The sequence below is a fragment of the Psychrobacter sp. 1U2 genome (genome assembly GCF_051847575.1).
Genome location: NZ_JBPYDC010000018.1, coordinates 47262 through 68037, shown reverse-complemented (window position 1 = coordinate 68037; position 20776 = coordinate 47262). Strand labels below are relative to the sequence as shown.

The 20776-nt window shown below is 46.1% G+C and carries 16 protein-coding genes; 11 read left to right on the top strand and 5 right to left on the bottom strand.

The window, feature by feature from the left end:
* Positions 1-314 precede the first annotated feature (314 nt).
* Positions 315-1358, top strand: a complete 1044-nt coding sequence (locus ACS8FD_RS09645; protein WP_439275631.1) for an NAD(P)H-dependent flavin oxidoreductase — start codon at positions 315-317, stop codon at positions 1356-1358.
* Positions 1359-1452: 94 nt separating this feature from the next.
* Here the strand turns inward: ACS8FD_RS09645 and ACS8FD_RS09640 are convergent, their stop codons facing one another.
* Positions 1453-2397: an alpha/beta hydrolase gene (locus ACS8FD_RS09640; protein ID WP_439275630.1), complete on the bottom strand. Its 945-nt coding sequence runs from the start codon at positions 2395-2397 to the stop codon at positions 1453-1455.
* A gap of 301 nt (positions 2398-2698) precedes the next feature.
* Between ACS8FD_RS09640 and ACS8FD_RS09635 the strand changes: the two genes are divergently transcribed.
* Positions 2699-4231, top strand: a complete 1533-nt coding sequence (locus ACS8FD_RS09635) for an MATE family efflux transporter (protein WP_439275629.1) — start codon at positions 2699-2701, stop codon at positions 4229-4231.
* Between the two features lie 46 nt (positions 4232-4277).
* Here the strand turns inward: ACS8FD_RS09635 and ACS8FD_RS09630 are convergent, their stop codons facing one another.
* Positions 4278-4997, bottom strand: a complete 720-nt coding sequence (locus ACS8FD_RS09630; RefSeq protein WP_439275628.1) for an aspartate/glutamate racemase family protein — start codon at positions 4995-4997, stop codon at positions 4278-4280.
* 188 nt (positions 4998-5185) lie between these two features.
* Here ACS8FD_RS09630 and ACS8FD_RS09625 point away from each other — a divergent pair, with 188 nt between their 5' ends.
* From ACS8FD_RS09625 to ACS8FD_RS09605, 5 genes are all read left to right on the top strand, one after another.
* Positions 5186-5536 carry a DUF2798 domain-containing protein gene (locus ACS8FD_RS09625; protein WP_439275626.1) on the top strand — a complete coding sequence of 117 codons (351 nt, stop codon included), beginning with the start codon at positions 5186-5188 and terminating at the stop codon, positions 5534-5536.
* 104 nt (positions 5537-5640) lie between these two features.
* Entirely contained in the window at positions 5641-5898 is a 258-nt protein-coding gene (locus ACS8FD_RS09620; protein WP_439275625.1) for a zinc-binding dehydrogenase, read from the top strand.
* A 160-nt stretch (positions 5899-6058) separates the two neighbouring features.
* Positions 6059-7036 carry a zinc-binding dehydrogenase gene (locus ACS8FD_RS09615; protein ID WP_439275624.1) on the top strand — a complete coding sequence of 326 codons (978 nt, stop codon included), beginning with the start codon at positions 6059-6061 and terminating at the stop codon, positions 7034-7036.
* Between the two features lie 292 nt (positions 7037-7328).
* Positions 7329-8309: a zinc-binding dehydrogenase gene (locus ACS8FD_RS09610; protein ID WP_439275623.1), complete on the top strand. Its 981-nt coding sequence runs from the start codon at positions 7329-7331 to the stop codon at positions 8307-8309.
* Between the two features lie 66 nt (positions 8310-8375).
* A complete protein-coding gene (locus tag ACS8FD_RS09605; protein ID WP_439275621.1) occupies positions 8376-9377 on the top strand; it encodes an oxidoreductase in 1002 nt (333 codons plus the stop codon).
* Between the two features lie 77 nt (positions 9378-9454).
* Here ACS8FD_RS09605 and ACS8FD_RS09600 read toward each other — a convergent pair whose 3' ends face one another.
* From ACS8FD_RS09600 to guaA, 3 genes are all read right to left on the bottom strand, one after another.
* Positions 9455-11128 carry a hypothetical protein gene (locus tag ACS8FD_RS09600; RefSeq protein WP_439275620.1) on the bottom strand — a complete coding sequence of 558 codons (1674 nt, stop codon included), beginning with the start codon at positions 11126-11128 and terminating at the stop codon, positions 9455-9457.
* A 90-nt stretch (positions 11129-11218) separates the two neighbouring features.
* Positions 11219-11356, bottom strand: a complete 138-nt coding sequence (locus tag ACS8FD_RS09595) for a hypothetical protein (RefSeq protein WP_199506994.1) — start codon at positions 11354-11356, stop codon at positions 11219-11221.
* A gap of 204 nt (positions 11357-11560) precedes the next feature.
* The gene (gene guaA / locus ACS8FD_RS09590; protein ID WP_439275635.1) at positions 11561-13192 is read right to left on the bottom strand and encodes a glutamine-hydrolyzing GMP synthase; all 1632 of its coding nucleotides are present in this window, start codon (positions 13190-13192) and stop codon (positions 11561-11563) included.
* A 300-nt stretch (positions 13193-13492) separates the two neighbouring features.
* On the opposite strand from guaA, the gene ACS8FD_RS09585 reads away from it, so the two are divergent.
* The 4 genes from ACS8FD_RS09585 to ACS8FD_RS09570 all read left to right on the top strand — a co-directional run bounded on the left by ACS8FD_RS09585 (position 13493) and on the right by ACS8FD_RS09570 (position 20642).
* Positions 13493-15265 (top strand): FAD-binding oxidoreductase, encoded by a 1773-nt coding sequence (locus tag ACS8FD_RS09585; RefSeq protein WP_439275618.1) that lies wholly within the window; start codon positions 13493-13495, stop codon positions 15263-15265.
* A 12-nt stretch (positions 15266-15277) separates the two neighbouring features.
* Complete coding sequence (locus ACS8FD_RS09580) at positions 15278-16936, top strand: glycerol-3-phosphate dehydrogenase/oxidase (protein WP_439275617.1); 1659 nt, start codon at positions 15278-15280, stop codon at positions 16934-16936.
* Positions 16937-16967: 31 nt separating this feature from the next.
* Positions 16968-18545: an FGGY-family carbohydrate kinase gene (locus ACS8FD_RS09575; RefSeq protein WP_439275615.1), complete on the top strand. Its 1578-nt coding sequence runs from the start codon at positions 16968-16970 to the stop codon at positions 18543-18545.
* A gap of 438 nt (positions 18546-18983) precedes the next feature.
* Positions 18984-20642: a YadA-like family protein gene (locus ACS8FD_RS09570; protein WP_439275614.1), complete on the top strand. Its 1659-nt coding sequence runs from the start codon at positions 18984-18986 to the stop codon at positions 20640-20642.
* The last annotated feature ends 134 nt before the right edge of the window (positions 20643-20776 follow it).

Sequence of the window (20776 nt, the reverse complement as noted above, 5' to 3'; positions counted from 1 at the left end):
CACTGGGCATCACTTAGGGTTAATCTAGTCATAACACTATGATTATCAATTATTCTATATATGTCAACACACCCTAGTACAAAAGTTAAAAAGCAAAGTTATAAAAATGGGTCGGTTTTCTTGGCTGTCTTTTGATGGTTTAGAAGCTGGCCCATTTTTTATTATTGGTATTTATTCTAAATGGATTGCTTCTGTGATGGAAACTCTACTTCTTTTATCGAATAACCAAATACACATTATCTCACACGTACACCGCTCAGCTTTGATACAGTAAGTAATGTAAAACGCCTAATAAAACAAACAGGATGCCCGTTATGACCTTATTGAATACCTTTGATTTGACCTACCCTATCGTACAAGCACCGATGGCAGGAGCGACCACGCCTGAACTGGCGGCAGCGGTGAGTAATTTTGGCGGTTTGGGGTCATTAGGCGGTGGGACGACGGCACCAGAGGTTTTAAATGAGCATATTAATACTCTTAAATCACTCACCGACCGCCCCTTTATGATCAATCTAATGGTGTTATCGGAGCATGATTCTAATACCTTGGATAGTGAAATCCCTGCTTGGCTAAGTAAATACTATCAAGAAAACAATATAGACATGGCGTTACCTGAACGTCCAGCGCACAACTTTCGCGAGCAGCTACAAGTCCTCTATGACAACCCTGTTCCTATCGCTAGTTTTACCTTTGGCATTATCAGCGCCGAGCACGTTCAGCGCTTAAAGGATTTAGGTACGCATGTCATCGGTACTGCCAATCATCCACTGGAAGCAAAAGCATGGGCGGATATTGGCGTAGATGCAGTATGCGTGCAAGGGATGGAAGCTGGTGGGCATCGTGGTGGCTGGTTACCGCAAAGCGCTAGCGACCCAATGGGACTGTTGACGCTGATTATTCAAACGCGCGCTTGTACTGATGTCCCTTTGATTGCAGCAGGCGGTATTATGACGGGGCAAGCTATCAAAGCCATTCAAACCGCTGGCGCTGAGCTTGCGCAAATAGGAACCGCGTTTTTGACGACCGATAAATGCGGTATCAATGATAGTTATAAGCAAGCTTTGCTAGATGCCAGTCAAGATAAGCGTAGTACTGAGACGCGCCTAACTCGGCTGTTTTCAGGTAAGCAAGCCCGCGGTTTATTAAACGATTATTTGCGTGATTTTGCGCACTTTGAAAGCGCGCATGAGCTACCGCCCTACCCTCAGCTAAATGCTATGACCAAGTCTTTGCGTCGTCACGCCAAAAAGAACCTTGACGTAGAACATCAATCTTTGTGGGCAGGACAAGGGGTCGCTTTGGTCAAGAAAGAGACAACTACTCAATTACTCGAGAGGTTGGTAAAAGAGTTGTAGTTTGAACGAGGTAAATACAATCCTGTAGTAAAAAAAGAAACACCAGGTCGTCTGGTGTTTTTTTAATTTAAACAAACTTATTTAACTTGAAATCCTACTCCAACTCTTCCCGAAATGCCTTATAATCCTCCGCCGTCTCATCGAGCGCCTCAATCATCGGCACATGCCCGACGTCTTCCATCATAATTACTTGCGCCTGCGGAATAATGTCTTTTATGACAGTGACCGTTTCAGGCTTAATGACTTTATCTTTATCGCCCCATACTACGAGTGTTGGAATCTTATACTCCGCGATGATTTTAGCGCGCTCTTCCACATTATCAGTGACGATTTGCTCTAGGATTTTAGCATCTAACTCTTTATTGTTGATGCGCTCTTGCGCGAACACCGCTTTGACCGATTTGGGCAGATAAGGCGGCTTATACATGACGAAATCATACATCTTATAGAAGTCTTCCTTGCTCTTAATCAGTAGTGGATTGTTATCCAAAGTTGCGCCTGCTAACGACTTTGGAATACCTGCTGACCAAAATCCTGCCGTATCGACGAGCCAGAGACTCTTAACGTCTTTGGGGTACTTTGCGGCATAAGCCACACTGATCGCGCCGCCCATCGAGTTACCACCGACATGAATGTTTGACGCTAAACCTTTAGCTTGCAATAGCTCATGCAAGCGCGTGGCTTGCGCCTCCGAGCGATAGTCTGCGTCCATCGGCTTGCTCGACTCGCCAAACCCGAGCAGATCAGGAACGATCAAATGATAGTCGCCTAACTCATCAGCGATACGAGTGAAGTTATCTTTATTACCGCCGAAGCCGTGAATGAGTAATAACGGCTCGCCTTTCAGATTGGCGTTTTCGGCATAGACCATCTTATCGCCAGAAGCTAGCGTTAGTGTTTTTACTGCTAAATCAGACTTATTGCGCTCATATTGGATGAGCTTTTGCGTGGTGTTGACAGCGAGCGTATTGGGCGCAGTGGTACAGCCCACAATAGCCAGACTAAATATCGCGGCAAGGCCTAAGCGTTTTAGGAGCATAAAAAATCCTTTTTTAGAGGTAGGGTGAAAATAATATTTGAGTTTGATTTTAGCGCTAAACTTGGGCTTAGATTTTTTAATTTATAACTTTCTAGTCAAACCCTTATCCCTTACGTTCATAAATAGGACTATCGCAAGTTTGCTTACCTTTCTAGTAAAGAGAGCTTGAGCGCTGCCCTCTATAATAATAGCTTTTTATTCCGTTCAACCTAAGTTAGCGAATTGTCTCTTTCGTAAGACCATTTTTTATTATTAATCGAAACCAACTGACAACAACTTAAGTGACGTAAAAGGATCGACATTGAGCGACACTAGTACCCCCACTGATAAATCGCGCGACCTCACCGAAGGCTCGATTGCCAAAACCATGCTGCTGTTTGCCTTGCCAACGCTTGGCTCATCGGCGCTACAGTCACTCAACGGCTCGATCAATGCCGTTTGGGTGGGCAGGTTTTTGGGCGAAGAAGCCCTTGCCGCAACAGCGAACGGCAACATCTTGATGTTTATCATGATCTCGTTTGTGTTCGGTTTCGGTATGGCGGCGACGATTTTTATCGGTCAAGCGATGGGCGAGCGCGACACCGTCAAGGTCAAGCGCACGATGGGAACGGCGCTAGGCAGTATTATTCCGATAAGTATATTGCTGTCAGCAATAGGTTGGCTGTTTGCGCCGACATTACTTGACTTATTGGGGACGCCATTAAGTGCTTTTGAGCTTGCTTTGACTTATCTGCGGATGATATTTATCGCGATGCCAGTCACCCTCACCTTTACACTGATGATGATGGCACTGCGCGGTACGGGTGACTCCACCACGCCGCTTTGGTTTATCGCTATGTCAGTCGGTGTTGATATTGTTTTGACGCCGGTACTTATTATGGGCTTGGGGCCTTTTCCAGAATGGGGGATTTTTGGTTCAGCCTTCGCTACCGCTATTGCTAACACTTTAGCGCTCATCGGCATGGTGACGACGATGTACTGGCGCGGTTCAGCGCTGACTCTTAATACGCCAGAGCTGAGATTTTTAAAGGCTGATCTCGGCATATTGAAGTCGATGTTCTCAAAGGGCTTGCCGATGGGTTTGCAGATGATTGTCATCTCGACCGCGGCGCTCACTATGCTCTCACTAATTAACCGTGAGGGTGTACAGACCACCGCGGCTTATAGCGCCACCCAGCAGCTTTGGACTTACGTACAGATGCCAGCCATGGCGCTCAGTGCTGCGGCTAGTGCGATGGTCGCGCAAAATATCGGTGCTAATCAATGGAGCCGTGTGGCAGGGATTACCCGCTGGGGGCTTATTTTTAACGTGATATTGACCGGTATTATGATTGGCGTACTGACTCTCTTTGATAAGACGATTTTGGGCTTCTTTTTGGGCAGTGATAGCCCAGCGGTGCAGATTGGGCGCCATATTCAGCTTATGGCGACATGGGGCTTTTTGTTCTTTGGGATAGCGCAAGTGTTCTTTGGGACGATGCGTGCCAACGGTTATGTGATTTGGCCGCTGGTCGTTATGGCGATTTCGATGTATCCGGTGCGCCTCGGCTTTGCTTTTGGCATGTATCCCATACTTGGCTCTGATGCGCTTTGGTTATCGTTTCCAGCAGGCATGGTTGCCACCGCGGTGATGGGAGGTGGGTTATATCTATACGGCGGTTGGCGCAAAGGTAAAAAACTATCTAAAGAGGAAGCTGCACAAAGAACCGAGGGTTATCGCGCGCACGTCGGCACGTGTGCGGCATGCCGTGATGCCCTACCGACGACGTCATGGAAGCGCTTACCGCTGCGCCGTATTGTCAGAGTACACGAGAGGATTCATGGCAGTCATTAGATCCATACTGAATAAATAAGAAGAAGCGGTAGCGTTTGCCTTAGTTTTATTCAAGTAAAAAACGGACTGCTGCCGCCGCATGAATAGCGGTGGTATCAAAGACAGGAATGGGACTGTCGGCTTGTTTAATCAGCAAGCCAATCTCAGTACAGCCCAAAATTATCCCTTCGCAGCCTGCATCGGCTAACTGCTCAATTACCCTTTTATATTGCTCTCTTGAGCTATCCAATAACTGCCCTTGGCACAGCTCTTCATAGATGATGCGATGCACCTCTACTCGCTTTTCATCCTCGGGTATCATCACTTGCAAGCCGCTATCTGTCAGGCGTTGCTTATAAAAATCCTGCTTCATCGTAAACTGTGTACCGAGCAAGCCTATCTTAGTCAGCCCTTGCGCTTTAATCGCAGCGGCCGTGGCATCAGCAATATGAATAATCGGCAAGCCCGTTGCTGCTTGCACCTCATCGACGACTTTATGCATCGTATTGGTCGCGATAAGTAACCCTTGCGCGCCAGCGGCTTGCAGACGTTTGCCGCTACTCGCTAATACCTCCCCCATTTGCGTCCAATCGCCTTTTGCTTGTAGCTCGCCGATAGGCGCAAAGTCTAAGCTATGAATGAGCAGATCCGCTGAATGCAAACTGCCCAGCTTATCCTTTATCCCTTCATTAATCAGCCGATAGTAGCTCTCAGTGCTCTCCCAGCTCATACCGCCGATGATACCCAATGTTTTTTGTTGAGAATCTCGCTGTTTTTGAACAGTCATTTTATTGCCTTATTTGTTTGTAGTGATCGATTTTATCTTAGCAAGACTAGCAGGCTTTGGTGTGCTAATTTTTAAAAAGATGCTTTCTTAAAAAACAAATTAAGGTCATTAAGATATCGCGAACTTTATGATTGATAATACCCATTTTACCTAGCTGTCTCCACGCGTTATCATAGTCGCCGCTAAGCATGGGCAATGCTTTGTATCACCCTTTCTCATCGCAAAATATCACGTTTATATCAACAGTTAAACGTGGCTCTCATCAAGCAGGACAACAGAATATTATGGCAAAATTCCCGACCGTCAGAATACGCACGCGGCGCAAATACTATCGGCTGATTTTTACCTTTTTAATGGCGCTGATGATGTCGACGATTATCTCGACTGCCCTGCTACTGATTAACGTAGGGTTTTTCGAGGGCTTCTTTACCACGCTGTTTCATTCTTGGAAATATGCCTTTATAGTTGCTTGGCCGAGCGCTTATATTTGCGCCTATTTAATCCAAGAGCACTTACTGAGCCGTATTGAGTTTTATTGAGCGCTAATACTGGTAAGCGTTTGTGGCAACACGAGGTAACGAAAATTGCCTTGTTAATAATCAAAATCCCTTGTTAAGGTAGTTGTAAATTGTTGTCCTAGTAGATGTTTAAGAAAAGCCTGTCTCTGCCTACCCCTGTGTTCTCTGATAAGGTCAAAGCGTATGCCAAGCAGCACGATATCGACGTCTTTTATTTCCATGTGACCTCAAACGGCGATGATATGCAAATTTTAAAAACCATGATCGAGAAAGGCACGCTAAAACCGCATGTATTTAACACTTTTGCCTTTGCAGAATTACACGAGGCTCATCGTCAAGTTGAAACCAATCACACGGCCGATAAAGTAATGGTTGAGGCTTAAAACTTCTAATATGAAAGGTTAAGCCCAAAAACCCAGACTGATCAAAATCGCTCAGTTAACTAAACTTGCACTGAGTTAATTAAGCTTAATTGGTTACTGTAACCTTGTTAACCCTTCTTATTTTAAAAGCACTCAAAATACTTACTAAAAAGGATTTATTATGCGTAGCGCAACTTATGATCATTTTGGCAAACCTACTGAAGTCCTAAGCCTAGGCGATAGCCCTATCCCAGAACCTAACGCCAATGAGGTACGCGTAAAAACGGTACTCGCTTCTATTCACAACCATGACCTATTGACCATTCGCGGCAAATACGGCTTTAAACCTGAAATGCCCGCTATTGCTGGTAGTGAGGCGGTAGGCGTCGTCGATGCGATCGGTAGTGAGGTCAAAAACCTCAAAGTTGGGCAACGGGTCGCCGCTGCTAGCGTGCAAGCCACTTGGGCGGAGTATTTCACGGCGTCTGAAGACATGGTCTTTGCCATACCCGAGAGCTTGGATGATGAGATGGCAGCGCAATTGATCGCTATGCCGCTTAGTGCCTTGATGCTGCTTGAATTCTTGGAAGTCGAGAGCGGTCAATGGATTATCCATAATGCCGCTAATGGCGCGGTCGGCAAATCGCTCGCTATGCTAGCGGCAGCGCGCGGCGTCAAAACCGTCAATGTGGTACGTAGTACGGATGCCATAAAAGAGCTAAAAGCGATCGGCGCAGAAAATAACGTCAGCACCGATGATGAGGATTGGAAAGAGCAAGTCAAAGCTATCCTTGGCGAGGACAAAATCAGTGCGGCGGTCGATTCGGTCGGCGGCGAAAATAGCGGAGATCTGTTGTCGCTACTCGGTCACGGCGGCACCTTCGCAGTATTTGGCGCGATGTCCGGCAAACCGATGGTACTTAATCCGACGCATGTGATCTTTAAACAAGCGACGCTAAAAGGCTTTTGGGGTAGCAAGCTGAGCCAAGAGATGAGCGTTGAGAATAAAACGCGCTTAGTCAATGAGCTGATCGAGCGTGCCGTAGATGGCAAGCTACAGCTGCCTGTCGAAGCCACTTTTGATTTAGCCGATATCACCAAAGCGGTCGATGGTAAATTACAATCAGGTAAAAACGGTAAGGTGCTATTAAAACCTTAATAGTTAATAGCAGCTTATTAATTTCAAAACTTATTGTCTTTCTGTTATCTAAAGCGGCGTTTCTACTATAAGAAGCGCTGCTTTTTTATGTGAAATCTTAAACCACTAGTGCAAACGTCGCACTCGTTAATAAAGCCTTATGCTTAACCTAGACTGCCTTACAATTCTAAGCTAGCTACAACTTTAAGTAACCAAAATCACGTTGAGAACGTTTGGCTTGAGTTGTTATGGTTTATAAACAGCAATTTATAATTAACACTAAAACTCATAAATAATAAAAAAGGATACTCCTATGCGTAGTGCAAGTTATAACGAATTTGGTAAACCATCAGACGTCTTAAGCGTAAGCGACAGCCAAACTCCAGAACCTAAGAATAACGAAGTCCGTATCAAAACGATCTTATCTTCTATCCACAACCATGACTTAGTCACTATCAAAGGCGAATACGGCAATAAACCAGAACTGCCTGCCACTGGTGGCTCCGAGGCCGTAGGGACGATTGACGCTTTGGGCAGTGACGTCAAAGGCTTTAAGAAAGGTCAGCGCGTCGTAGTTTCAGGGGTTCAAGGTACTTGGGCGGAGTATTTTATCGCGCCTGCGCAAAGCCTCATCCCGATACCAGAGGCTATCGATGATGAAATGGCGGCGCAGCTAATCGCGATGCCGATGAGTGCCTTGCTCCTGATTGAATTTTTAAACATTGAGCCGGGACAATGGCTTATCCAAAACGCCGCCAATGGCGCAGTCGGCGAATCGATGGCGATGCTCGCGCCCCAGCGTAATATCAATACCATCAACTTAGTGCGTAGTAAGGAGTCGGAGCAAGAGCTGATCGATTTAGGCATTACCGACAACAACGTGGTGACTGATAGTGACGACTGGCAACAGCAAGTCAAAAAGATCGTTGGTGATGCTCACATCAGCGGCGCAGTCGATGCCGTCGGCGGCAAGTCTGGTGGCGAGCTGATATCACTACTCGGCAAACATGGCGCGATGGCTTCACTAGGGTCTATGTCGGGCGAACCTTTAATGATCAATCCTAGCAATCTAATCTTTAACTTAACCAAAGTAAAAGGCTTTTGGGCCAGTGATCTCATGCAAGAGATTAGCCGTGATGATATGCAGCGTCTGACCCGTGAGCTAATTGACAATGCCGCTAATGGTACGTTGAAACTCCCAACGGGCGGTATCTACAATTTAGACGATATTCAAACGGCAGTATCCGAAAAAGTACAAGCAGAGAAAAAAGGTAAGATATTGCTTAAGCCATAATATATTTACTTAAAACAAGTGTTTAACATTTAGCTCATTCAAAAATTAATCATAAGGAATATCGATATGTCTAATCAAACCTTTAAAGCGCTAGTCGTTGAAGAGACCAGCGACGGTGAATTTACCAAAAGCATTCAGCAGCGTAGTGTCAGCGATCTACCCGATAACGACTTACTAATCGAGGTGCATTACTCCTCACTTAATTATAAAGATGCAATGTCGGCATCCGGTAATAAAATGATTACCAAAAGCTTCCCGCATACCCCCGGTATCGATGCCGCAGGCGTGGTGATAAGCGACAAGTCTGGTACTTTTAAAGAAGGTGAAAAAGTCGTGGTCTTTGGCTATGATTTGGGCATGGACACCGATGGCGGTTTGGGTCAAATGATCTCTATCTCGGCTGATTGGGCGGTAGCCTGTCCAAAAACGCTGACGCTAAAAGAAGCTATGATTTATGGTACAGGTGGTATCACTGCGGCTCTAAGCGTGCAAAAGCTAGAGAAAATGGGCGCAAAGCCTGAACATGGCCCAGTCGCAGTCAGCGGTGCTACTGGCGGTGTCGGTAGTATCAGTATCGCGATACTCAATCATTTAGGCTATGAAGTGATTGCATTCTCTGGTAAGACGGAACAAACGGAGCATCTAAAAGAGCTTGGTGCCAGTGAAGTCAGGCATCGTGATAGCGTCAACGAAGTCGGCAAACGTCCTGTCGGGCGCGAGCTCTGGGCCAATGCTATCGATACCGTCGGCGGTGAGTATCTAGCGAATCTACTTAAGCAAACTAAAGCAGGCGGTGCGGTGACGTCTTGCGGTCTCGCTGCTTCCGCTGAATTCTCCATGACGGTATTACCGTTTATCACTCGCGGCGTGTCCCTACTCGGTATCGATTCGGTCTATATTTCCCTCGATGATAAAAAGGCGATTTGGCAGCGTGTCGCTACCGATATGAAGTTGCCTAATTTAGAGAGTTACTGCGAAGAGATTACCCTCGAGCAAACGCCTGAATACTTAGATCGCTTTATGGCGAGCCAAACGGTTGGGCGTTATGTGGTGAATGTGCAGGGTTAGGGTTAGTTTGAAAGATTTAGTTTTGTAGATGATGGCAGCGCTCTTTTGGGGTGCTGCTTTTTTCTATTAGAATGCTTTTATTGGTTATCATATTTCCAGTGAAATAAGAGCTTTGCTAAAACTTTACTATCAAAACTACTACCTGAAAACGATTTATAAGAATGTTTCTTATCTTTGAAAATTACTTTTAGCTCTTTATCACTTACATCAGTATAAAACTCTGGAAAAGCGTCGAAATGGTTCATAAACACACACCATCTGAATGCTAATTTAAAATCTTTCCACCCTTGTATATTACCGTTCTTATTAGGCTGTGCTAAAGCTACTAGCATATAATCTTCTATAAATTTAATTTGCCTATTACCTGCTGAATATCTAATCGTCTCAAAGGCTTTTCTCATACTACTAAGGGACGATTCAAAATCCCTACTATAAAATGACTTCATACCATCTACCCAATGTACAAGCCAAGGATAAACTGAATCATTACCAACTTCGTAGTATTCGTTTAGCCACTGCCGATGATTATATCTTTGCTTCATCACATCATAAGCGTATATACAATTCTTGATATTTTCCGTGTAGCCTTCATGATTTGGTGGAACTAAACGGTCTTGAAAAAACTTAATAATAAATTTATATTGTGCAGCACTGCTAGCACTTAGCTCTTTCAATATTTCTCGATGGATATCATGGATAGATTCACTTTGAGGCTTAGTACTTCTCGAAGATGCTTTAATATACTCTACTTGAATATTGTTAAGATGATGAGCAATGAAATTTTGATACTCCATCGATTTATTAAGAAAAAAATCGACATTCTGTATTTTTGTATAACTTTCGCCCATAGAGCTTTCTGCATCTGTCAACCTAGTCGTTCTGTGAGCATCAATAACAGAACACAGATACTCATAATCTTTAGTAATAAGACCCAAGTACAATTTTAATTTGTTTAGTGTCCGGGCAACTTCTTCTTGACTATAATTTTCAACTAAACTGTTTAAGCAGTAAGTTGCAAACCTAGCGATAAAAAGAAAAAACCTATACCTATCCTTTTTATCATCATCAATTTTATGAACTTTAAACGCTCTGTTAAAAACGTCTAAGATGTTAGAGAACGGTGGTAGTTTAACAGTACCAGATAGCCAATTTCTTACGTTAACTAAATCCTTATCAATTTGATCAATAGATTCATCAGTACTAAACTCAGAATTGTCATGAAAGACTTCTAGATTCTTTTTCTCACAATCGTATATCCAATTTATAACGCAAGCTAAAGGCGTTGTACTTTCACAATCCAAAAACCAAAATTCACTCTTGGGTGCAACTTTAGCATCTAAAAATACACTGTAATAGTGTTGATATTTAAATATTGAGATAGTAGCTCTTTGCAAAAAAATATGATGTATCAGGTATAGCAAAGACTCTTTTCTTTCTAGATAGGTATGGTCAGTTAATACCGTTTGAGTATAGACTTGAAATATCTCTATAAGTGGATCAGATAATGTATCGCTATACATAGTGTTAGAAAACAAACCATATATTGCTGACCTAAACTCATTAGCATGTTCTTCAAAATTTTTTAAGAAATCACCCTCTTCTCTAGCTAGTCTATTTAGACTCTTATATAAGCTTTTATTATCTATTTCAACATCTATAATGAACTTACTTTTAGACGGTATGATACCTGTCGCTTTATAGACAAATTTGAGTAAATCTCCTTGAGAAGGAAATTGTGCTAAATCAGTCATACTGAACCCTAGTTTATATGAGTTTAAGAAATATTAGCTATGCCTTCTACCTATAGAAAGCACAGCTTTAATTGTAAAAATTCTAATCATTTAACCTTTTTTCTGATTAGGATTTAGTTGCTTTCCTCTATTACCAGTATTTTTAGAGTTAGCTATATTAGTACCGTTGGTGCCTTTATTGCGGTTAACCATATCGGCGTTATTACTTGCTACAGTTTTCTTACTCATATCATATATCCTTTTTGAAAACGATAATGGCAAAATTGCCACTTACCGAGGGTGGTAAGTGTCTTTATATTGAAGCAAGCTTGAGAAAAACGCATATAATTTTGGCGACGTAAATTTACTATAGTTTTTTAACTAAAATCTTGGTCAAAAAAAACACCCAACCAAGTTGAGTGTTTTTTATGTCAGCTAAACACTGAGTAAAGATTATTCCCATTCAATCGTTGCAGGCGGTTTGCTCGACACATCATAAGTGACGCGTGAGACGTCAGCGATTTCATTCATAATGCGGTTCGATACCGTCTCAATCAAATCATACGGCAGATGGGCAAAGCGTGCGGTCATAAAGTCCACCGTCTCAACCGCACGTAGTGCAATCACCCACGCATAGCGACGACCATCACCAACCACACCGACTGACTTGATCGGTTGGAATACCGCAAAGGCCTGCGCCGTTTTGTCGTACCAACCTGAACGCTCCAGCTCTTGCATAAAGATCGCATCCGCTTGACGTAAGATATCGGCATATTCTTTTTTCACTTCACCAAGGATACGCACGCCCAAACCTGGACCTGGGAACGGATGACGGTAGATCATTTTCTCTGGTAGACCTAAAGTGATACCTAGTTTACGCACTTCATCTTTGAACAAATCACGTAATGGCTCAATCAGTTTAAAGGCCAGATCATCGGGTAGACCGCCGACGTTATGGTGGCTCTTAATCACGTGCGCTTTGCCTTGGTGCGACTTGGCGGATTCGATGACGTCGGGATAAATCGTGCCTTGTGCTAAGAACTCAATCTCTTTGCCATCGCTCTCTTCGCTGACTTTACGGGCGCTATCAGCAAATACATCGATAAAGGTTTTACCGATAATTTTGCGTTTGGCTTCGGGATCTGACTCGCCTGCTAGTGCGTTTAAGAATAAATCTTCGGCATCGACACGGATGACTTTGACGCCCATGTTTTCGGCGAATACTTGCATCACCTGATCGCCTTCATGCAGACGCAGCAGTCCATTATCGACAAACACACAAGTCAGCTGATCGCCAATGGCTTTATGCAATAGCGCGGCGACCACCGAACTATCGACGCCGCCTGATAGACCAAGCAATACTTGCTTATCACCGATTTGCTCTTTGAGCTGCGCTACCCGCATATCAACGATATTATCCGGCGTCCACTCGCCTGCACAGTCGCAGATTTGATGCACGAAGCGACCTAGCAAAGCTTGACCTTGTAGAGTATGCGTCACTTCAGGATGGAACTGTAGACCATAGTACTGCTTGTCATCATCGGCCATAATCGCAATCGGACAGCTTGGCGTACTAGCGATAACTTCAAAGCCTTGCGGCGCTTCAATGACCTTATCGCCATGACTCATCCACACATTCAGCTGGGTAGACGCAGCTTCCGTGCTTTTATTTTCACTAATTGTATCTTCAATACCTTCGGTGAGGGTTGAATGACCATTAACGTTGATCGTTGCTGCGCCAAATTCATGGATATCGCTGGCGTGAACCTGCCCGCCAAAACGATCCGCCATCGCCTGCATCCCGTAGCAAATGCCCAAAACCGGCACGCCCAAGTCAAACACCGCATCATTAATACGCGGGCTATCTTCTGCGTGTACGCTTTCAGGACCACCCGAAAGAATGACACCTTTAGCACCGAAGTCTTTGATGCGATCGGCGTCGATATCATAAGGGAACATCTCACAAAATACGCCCGAATCACGCACACGGCGGGCGATCAGCTGGCTATACTGTGAGCCAAAATCGAGGATTAAGATGCGATCTTCTTTGATAGTCGGTATAACAGAAGTAGTATTAGACGTGATAGCAGTGGTCATAAAGAGATGTCCGTCAATAGGTAAAATTATCAGCCTATTTTAACAAGTTTCTGAATGATAATGGAGATAGTGTTGGCAAGCTTTTGCTATTTATAAGCGTTTGAGATCTTACTGCGAGTAAATAGCGTAAATTTTGTACTATTGTTTATAGATTTATAAAAAAAAGTGACTTATAGTGTGATAATCTAAAACAATAAGTATGCTAGTTTTATGATTGAACGTTTAATATAAGCTAGAATCCAAACTTTAATCCAAATAAACTGATAAAAAATCGACAGGTATGTCTCTATGAGCAAGCTCAAATCTCTTATTCGCAAAGCCCCCAAAGCTGATTTATCTGCCCCTCTCGCGGCAACCTCTGATAACAATAATATTGACAACGCCAGTTTAGATACGACTTCCAAGACTAGTAGTGCTCTTAATACGCCCATCGAGCAGACGCGCTGGAATGGCTGGGGTAATGTCAATATCAATAAAGAGGTCTCACCGCACGGCGCAAAGCTCATCAAGTCGCATATCGGCAAAACCAAAAAACTCAAATCGGTCAATTTGCAACAAGTGCTAAAAACTGTGCCGCAATCGCGTTTGCCTGCTGAGCTTACCGATCTTGATATCGTGTCGATTGATAGTGAAGTCAGACTCAGACATGCCCGCGGTCAGAGCTTTCCTGATTGGATCGCTATGCATGGCGGCGACTTTGAAGTCTTCCCTGATGGCGTGGCGCATCCGCAATCGACCAAAGATGTCGAGCAATTATTAATGCTAGCCCAAGAGCATGATCTTATCGTTATTCCTTTCGGTGGTGGCACCTCAGTGGTCGGTCATATCAACCCGCAACAAGGCGCGCGGCCTGTATTGACGATAGCGATGAGTCAAATGGACCGACTTATTGACTTAGATGATGAGAGCCAAATTGCTACTTTTGGTGCAGGTACACAAGGCCCTGCGGTTGAGGCGCAACTGGACGAGCACGGTTATCGCTTGGGCCATTATCCACAGTCTTGGGAGCTATCGACGCTTGGTGGCTGGATTGCCGCGCGCTCTAGCGGTCAGCAGTCATTAGGTTATGGGCGTATCGAGCAAATGTTTGCTGGCGGTACGCTAGTCACACCGCAAGGCGTACTCAATATCGCTGACATTCCTGCATCATCGGCAGGCCCTGATCTACGTGAGATGATGATGGGTACTGAAGGCCGCGCGGGCATCTTTACCGAAGTGAAGATGCGCGTACAGCCGCAACCCGAAGAAGAGCTATTTAAAGTGGCTTTTCTACCGAATTGGGAAGCGGGTAAAGCGGTGCTAAAACAAGCCGTGCAAAACAATATTCGCTTGTCTATGCTACGTCTAAGCAATGCCGTCGAGACCGACGCGCATTTGCATCTAGGCACTACGCCGAGTCAGTTCTTAGCCATTAGCACTTATCTCAAAGCGCGCGGACTTAGCTCAGATAAAGTCATGCTGACTTATGGTTTCTCAGGGGATAAAGCCCAGAATAAACTGGCAGTGACTCAGTTCAATAAGCTGTTAAAGCAACATGGTAGTGTGACGGGGAAAATCACCAATATTATGGGCAGTGTTTGGGCGCATGGTCGCTTCAAATTCCCTTACTTGCGTGGCACGTTATGGGATAAAGGCATCATGGTCGATACCTTTGAGACCGCGACTAACTGGAATCGTATTGACGAGCAAATGGCGCTGATGCAAGAGGCGGTCAGAACCTCACTTGCTGATGAAGGTGAGGAAGTGATGGCCTTTACCCATATCTCGCACGTCTATAAGCAAGGTGCAAGTCTTTATACCACTTACTTCTTTCGCGCCGCCAAAGATCACGCGACAACTTTGCAGCGCTGGAAAAAAATCAAGCATGCCGCAAGTACCAGCCTCGCGAATGGCAAAGCCACCATCTCGCATCAGCATGGCGTCGGTCGCGATCATGCGCCTTATCTAGTGGCCGAAAAAGGTAAGCTCGGCCTGCAAGTGACTCATGATATGCTCAAAAGCTTAGATCCTGAGCAGCGGATGAATCCGGGTGTATTGCTTGAAGATGAAAAGACAAATTAAAAAGAGTAATTTATGACTCAAAGCAAACAACGCCAGCAAGCACTCGCGCCCTTAGCACGGTCAGAACCATGGGATATGCTTATCATCGGTGGTGGTATTACCGGTGCAGGCATTGCCCGTGAAGCAGCAAGGCGCGGGCTAGCTGTATTATTAATTGAGCAAAAAGACTTTGCTTGGGGCACCTCCAGCCGCTCAAGCAAAATGGTACATGGCGGACTGCGTTATATCGCCTCGGGCGATTATAAAACTACTCTGCTTAGCGTGCGCGAGCGCGAGCGTATGCTTACTGAAGCAGACGGCCTAGTCAATGAGATGCACTATGTCATGCCGCATTATAAAGGCAAGTTCCCACCACCTTGGGTCTTTAATACCTTGCTAAGAGTCTACGACAGGATAGCGGGCAAACGCTATTTTAAATACTTTAAAAAGGACGCTTTTTTGCGTCTCAATCCTAACATCAAGCAAGACAATTTTTTGGGTGCTAGTCAATTTAGCGATGCCGTCACCGATGACTCGCGGCTGGTTATGCGCGTGCTCGATGAAGCCATACATGACGGCGCGCAAGCGATTAATTATCTCAAAGCCGAGTCGCTGATCACTAATGAGCAAGGCTTAGTCGTCGGCGCAACTCTAAAAGACACGGCTTCTAAAGATAGCGATCAGACTTTTGAAGTCCGCGCCAAAGTCGTGGTCAGTGCCACAGGCGCTTGGGCCGATACCTTACGCATGCAAGCGAGTAATCAAAGCGAGCAAAGTTTTCACAAGCAAATCCGGCCTTCACGCGGTAGTCATTTAGTGGTCAGTCAAGAGCGCTTGCCTACCTCGCAAGCCTACACCTTCTTGCATCCTACTGATAAAAGGGCGGTGTTTGTTTTTCCGTGGGAGAATCGCACGGTACTTGGTACCACTGACTTGGATCATCCGCCACTTAATGACGAAGAAGTCGGTATTACTAGCGCAGAGGTCGACTACCTATTAGCGGCGACTAATTCGCTATTTGATGATACTAATTTGAATCGAGAAGATGTTATCAGCTCATGGGCGGGCGTGCGACCGCTGATATCCGATGGCGGTGATGGTAAGCGTGTTAGCCCCAGTAAAGAAAAACGCGATCATAGCGTTTGGCTTGATAATAATTTGGTAACGGTTAGCGGCGGTAAGCTCACTACCTTTCGCCTAATTGCCCTTGATGTGCTTGCGAGGTGCCAAGAAGTGCTTGATCTTGATACCTCTGCCACTCAAGACCATGTGAAAAGCAATGCCACAAACGGCGACCAAGTGTTTAGCAATCCTACGCCGACTCATCCCAAATTTGCCACTTTACCAAAACTCTTACAGCAGCGCTTGCAAGGATTTTATGGTCTGCAGCTCGATAACTTGTTAGCGCTAGCACATGACGATGATTTGGCTTACGTCACCGATAGCAACACCATTTGGGCGGAGCTGCGCTTTGCCGCGCACTACGAGCAGGTCATACATTTAGATGACTTGTTATTAAGGCGCACGCGTCTAGGATTAATTCTCCCTCATGGCGCGATGACGCCCTTGATTAGCGCGAGAATAAAGCAGATTTGTCAGCAGGAGCTGGGCTGGGACGAGCAAAAATGGCAGCAAGAAGTCGCTCGCTATACTGAGTTGTGGCAGCGTTATTATCATTTGCCTGCGGCTTGAGTTTTTTATATCTACATAGTTAAGGACGACTATGACTACAAAAGTTAAAAATACTGACGACCCCATTTATTTCTTAGCCATCGATAACGGCACGCAAAGCGTCCGAGCGCTAATCTTTGATCAACTCGGTACTGAGATCGCCAAGGCCCGCGTGCCTATCGAGCCTTATTTCTCTGAGCAGCCTAATTATGCCGAGCAAAATGCCGACTACTATTGGCAAAAACTAACGGAAGCCTGTCAGCAGTTGTGGCAAAGCTGCGAGATTAAACCTGAGCAAATCGCGGGCGTCAGTCTCGCTACCCAGCGCTATACCATGATCTGCCTCGATAAAGACATGCAGCCGCTACGTCCTGCTATCGTTTGGATGGATCTGCGCCGCGCTGAGACCAACGATATCGGTTTTTTAAACCCGCTAACCAAAATCATCGGCATGGGCGAGCTGGTAAAAGACGCCCAGCAAAAAGCGCGCTGTAATTGGCTCGCGCAAAATGAACGTGAGATTTGGGCAAAGACCGCGCATTACGTCAATCTCTCCGCCTACCTTACTTATCAGCTTACTGGCGAACTCGCCGATTCGACAGGCCATTCGGTTGGCTATTTGCCCTATGACTACAAGGCACAAACGTGGCTAAAACCCAAAGATCTCAAATGGCGACTGTTCAGCTGTACGCCTAAGCAAATGGCCAAAATCGTCCCACCAAGCCAAAAGTTCGGTGAGATAAGCGCCAAAGCCGCCAAAGCCACAGGTATTCTAGAGGGTACGCCTATGATTGCCGCCGCTAGCGATAAAGCCTGCGAAGCCCTAGGCGCAGCGGGTCTCGCCGCCGACACTGCCTGCCTCAGCTTTGGCACTACCGCTACCATTAATACTATCTCTACCGATTACGTCGAAGTCATCAAACACATGCCTGCCTACACCGCCGCCGCCCCGCACTACTACAATCATGAATACATGATATATCGCGGCTTTTGGATGGTCAGCTGGTTTAAAGAGCAATTCGCCCACTACGAACAACAGCTTGCCAAAACCCAAGGCATCGACACCGAAAAGCTCCTCGATCAAGCGGTAAAAGATATTCCAGCGGGTTGTATGGGACTTATGATGCAGCCGTACTGGTCACCGGGCGTGCGTCATCCGGGGCTTGAAGGCAAAGGCGCGCTCATCGGCTTTGGCGATGTGCACACCCGCGCCCACGTATATCGCGCTATCTTAGAAGGGCTGGCTTATGAGCTTAAACTCGGCTTTGATACCATCGAGAAACGCACGGGCAAACCTATCAAACACCTGCGTGTCTCAGGCGGCGGCTCCCAAAGCGACTCCGCCATGCAGCTCACCGCCGACATCTTTGCCATGCCCGCCTACCGTCCACACACTTATGAGGCCACTGGCCTTGGCGCGGCTATTAACTGCGCGGTGGGTCTTGGCATCTATCCCGACCACGCGACGGCTTGCGACGCCATGACCCATTTAGGCGATGAATTCTTACCGATTGAAGCCAACGTGCAACTCTATAAACGCCTCTACAACGAGGTCTATCTCAAAATGTACGAGCGCCTAAAACCTTTATACCAAAGTATACAAGACATCACAGGATATCCAGCACCATAACCTCAAAACTCCGACCTAACCGCCTAGACTAGTTTTGAGTTTAGACGGTTTTTGTTGGTTGCAGACTATAAGAGAGTCGCTACGTGACTTACTTTTTATTGCGCTTTAATCAACACTGCTTATTAATACTTCATACTTGCAAATCAGCTTTATCCCCTCTCCTTTTATACCTAATTCTCGATCGAAACTACCTTCAGCCTACTTATCAAAAGATAACGATTTAGAGGTGTTTTGAATGTGACTGGTTATTCATCGGCTTAAACGACCTTTGATAGCATAAGCTCATCATGAGTTGAATGGTCTGTAAAAATTAGTGCTACATTAATATTACGAATTCTGCATTTAGCTAAACGGTTACTGTCAGAGTGCGTTGATATTTATGAGCTTGCAGTTACCTCAACCATCGAGCCAATATGGCTTCTAAAAGGATATAGCATTATGAAAACGGATTTTCTACCATGCTCAGCACTCAAAGTCAGTGCTCTCACCCTAGCTATCGCCGCAGCTTCCTTAAGTACATCCACTGTTATAGCTGCTGAATGTCAACTGGATAGCGGAGGTACAGGAGGCGCAACTAGCTTAGGAACAGATGCCTTGGCTTGTGGTCCCAATACTAGCGCCTTTGCCGACAATGCCACCGCAGTGGGGCAAAACGCATTTGCCTCAGCTGAAAACTCGCTAGCTGTCGGTAACACCGCCTTCGCCTCGTTTGAAAACTCCACCGCGATTGGCGCCAACTCACAAGCTGATGGTGTTGACGCTGTAGCGCTTGGTGGCGGTATCTCAGAAGATGGCTCACGTGCAGGCGCGCAAGCTTTGGGCAATTCGACTACTGCAATCGGCGGCGAGAGCTTAGCGAATACCCCTGGCGCAACTGCTCTAGGCTGGCAGGCAGAAGCTTCTGGCGCTATGGGTACGGCAGTTGGTCATCAGACTACAGCGTCAGGTGATCAAAGTTTTGCTGGCGCTGAAGACGCTGTGGCTTCAGGCACTAATGCGGTTGCTATAGGCAACACTGCTATTGCTTCAGGCGATGACGGCGTGGCGATCGGCGGTGACCGCTCAGGCGAACGCGCAACTACGGCTTCTGGCACGTCCTCTACTGCGATTGGTGGACAAGCTCAGGCCACTCAAGCAGGGTCTACCGCGATAGGTTGGCAATCAACCGCAAGTGCTGAACGCGCGCAAGCTTTCGGTCATTTAGCCAATGCGAGTGGTGTCCGCTCAACCGCCGTTGGTGAAGCAGCCACTGCTAGTTCAGACAACGCGGTTGCCATTGGTAATACTTCAGTCGCCTCAGGTCTTGATGGTGTGGCAATTGGTGGCGATAGAAGTGGCGTTCGTCAAACCACAGCTTCGGGTACTTCTTCAACCGCCGTCGGTGCGCAAGCTCAAGCCACCCAAGCAGGTTCTACCGCGATAGGTTGGCAATCAACCGCCAGCGCCGAACGCGCACAAGCTTTCGGTCATTTAGCCTCAGCAACAGGCGTGCGCTCTACCGCAGTCGGTGAAGCGGCGACAGCTCAAGGCGACTCTTCTGTAGCGGTGGGTAATAAATCTAGTGCTAGCGGCGCCAATGCTATCGCTATCGGTAATGGCGCAACAGCGGTAAGCGACGACCAAATCGTCTTAGGTAACGCCGGTCAACTGCAAGCCAGCACAGCATCACAGTCAGGAACGACCAATATCGTCACTTCTGATGCCAACGGCACTTTGGGCGCGAGCGTCTCTGTAAACTCACTTGCGACTGCCAATCAACTGGCCAACACTAACACTCAAGTCGCTAATTTAAATACAGCATCTGCTAGCAACACGAGACAGATCAATGATCTACGCAGCGAGTACAATCGTCAAGAAGATCGCTTAGATGAAGCCGAAGACGGCATTGCGATGGCGCTCGCCTTAGAGACGCCAGTCATTCCATCAGGTAAGCGCTACGCCATGACGATTGGCACTGGTTATTACAATGGCGGCTCAGCTTTGAGCACCTCGTTTGCTAGTCGACTTAGCGATAGCATGTCTATCTCAGCGGGCGCAGGATTTGGACTTGATACTGGCAAAGTCGGTGCGCGTGGCGGAGTCACCTTCGCTTGGTAAACAGCGCAGCAGTATCTACTCAACCAGTAGCTATTTAACTCAATAAAACCTCGCGACTGTGGGGTTTCTTGCGTTATATCTATTTTATTTATGGTCCGCGCTACTCTTTAATCAAACCAACCAGCCCCTTGGGC

What these genes read in the sequence shown, in the direction of transcription:
- ACS8FD_RS09620 (WP_439275625.1), top strand. Translation starts at nt 5,641, where the DNA reads ATGTTTAAGAAAAGCCTGTCTCTGCCTACCCCTGTGTTCTCTGATAAG.
- ACS8FD_RS09625 (WP_439275626.1), top strand. Translation starts at nt 5,186, where the DNA reads ATGGGCAATGCTTTGTATCACCCTTTCTCATCGCAAAATATCACGTTT.
- ACS8FD_RS09640 (WP_439275630.1), bottom strand. Translation starts at nt 2,397, where the DNA reads ATGCTCCTAAAACGCTTAGGCCTTGCCGCGATATTTAGTCTGGCTATT.
- ACS8FD_RS09615 (WP_439275624.1), top strand. Translation starts at nt 6,059, where the DNA reads ATGCGTAGCGCAACTTATGATCATTTTGGCAAACCTACTGAAGTCCTA.
- ACS8FD_RS09585 (WP_439275618.1), top strand. Translation starts at nt 13,493, where the DNA reads ATGAGCAAGCTCAAATCTCTTATTCGCAAAGCCCCCAAAGCTGATTTA.
- ACS8FD_RS09630 (WP_439275628.1), bottom strand. Translation starts at nt 4,997, where the DNA reads ATGACTGTTCAAAAACAGCGAGATTCTCAACAAAAAACATTGGGTATC.
- ACS8FD_RS09575 (WP_439275615.1), top strand. Translation starts at nt 16,968, where the DNA reads ATGACTACAAAAGTTAAAAATACTGACGACCCCATTTATTTCTTAGCC.
- ACS8FD_RS09605 (WP_439275621.1), top strand. Translation starts at nt 8,376, where the DNA reads ATGTCTAATCAAACCTTTAAAGCGCTAGTCGTTGAAGAGACCAGCGAC.
- ACS8FD_RS09580 (WP_439275617.1), top strand. Translation starts at nt 15,278, where the DNA reads ATGACTCAAAGCAAACAACGCCAGCAAGCACTCGCGCCCTTAGCACGG.
- ACS8FD_RS09570 (WP_439275614.1), top strand. Translation starts at nt 18,984, where the DNA reads ATGAAAACGGATTTTCTACCATGCTCAGCACTCAAAGTCAGTGCTCTC.
- ACS8FD_RS09595 (WP_199506994.1), bottom strand. Translation starts at nt 11,356, where the DNA reads ATGAGTAAGAAAACTGTAGCAAGTAATAACGCCGATATGGTTAACCGC.
- ACS8FD_RS09610 (WP_439275623.1), top strand. Translation starts at nt 7,329, where the DNA reads ATGCGTAGTGCAAGTTATAACGAATTTGGTAAACCATCAGACGTCTTA.
- ACS8FD_RS09645 (WP_439275631.1), top strand. Translation starts at nt 315, where the DNA reads ATGACCTTATTGAATACCTTTGATTTGACCTACCCTATCGTACAAGCA.
- ACS8FD_RS09600 (WP_439275620.1), bottom strand. Translation starts at nt 11,128, where the DNA reads ATGACTGATTTAGCACAATTTCCTTCTCAAGGAGATTTACTCAAATTT.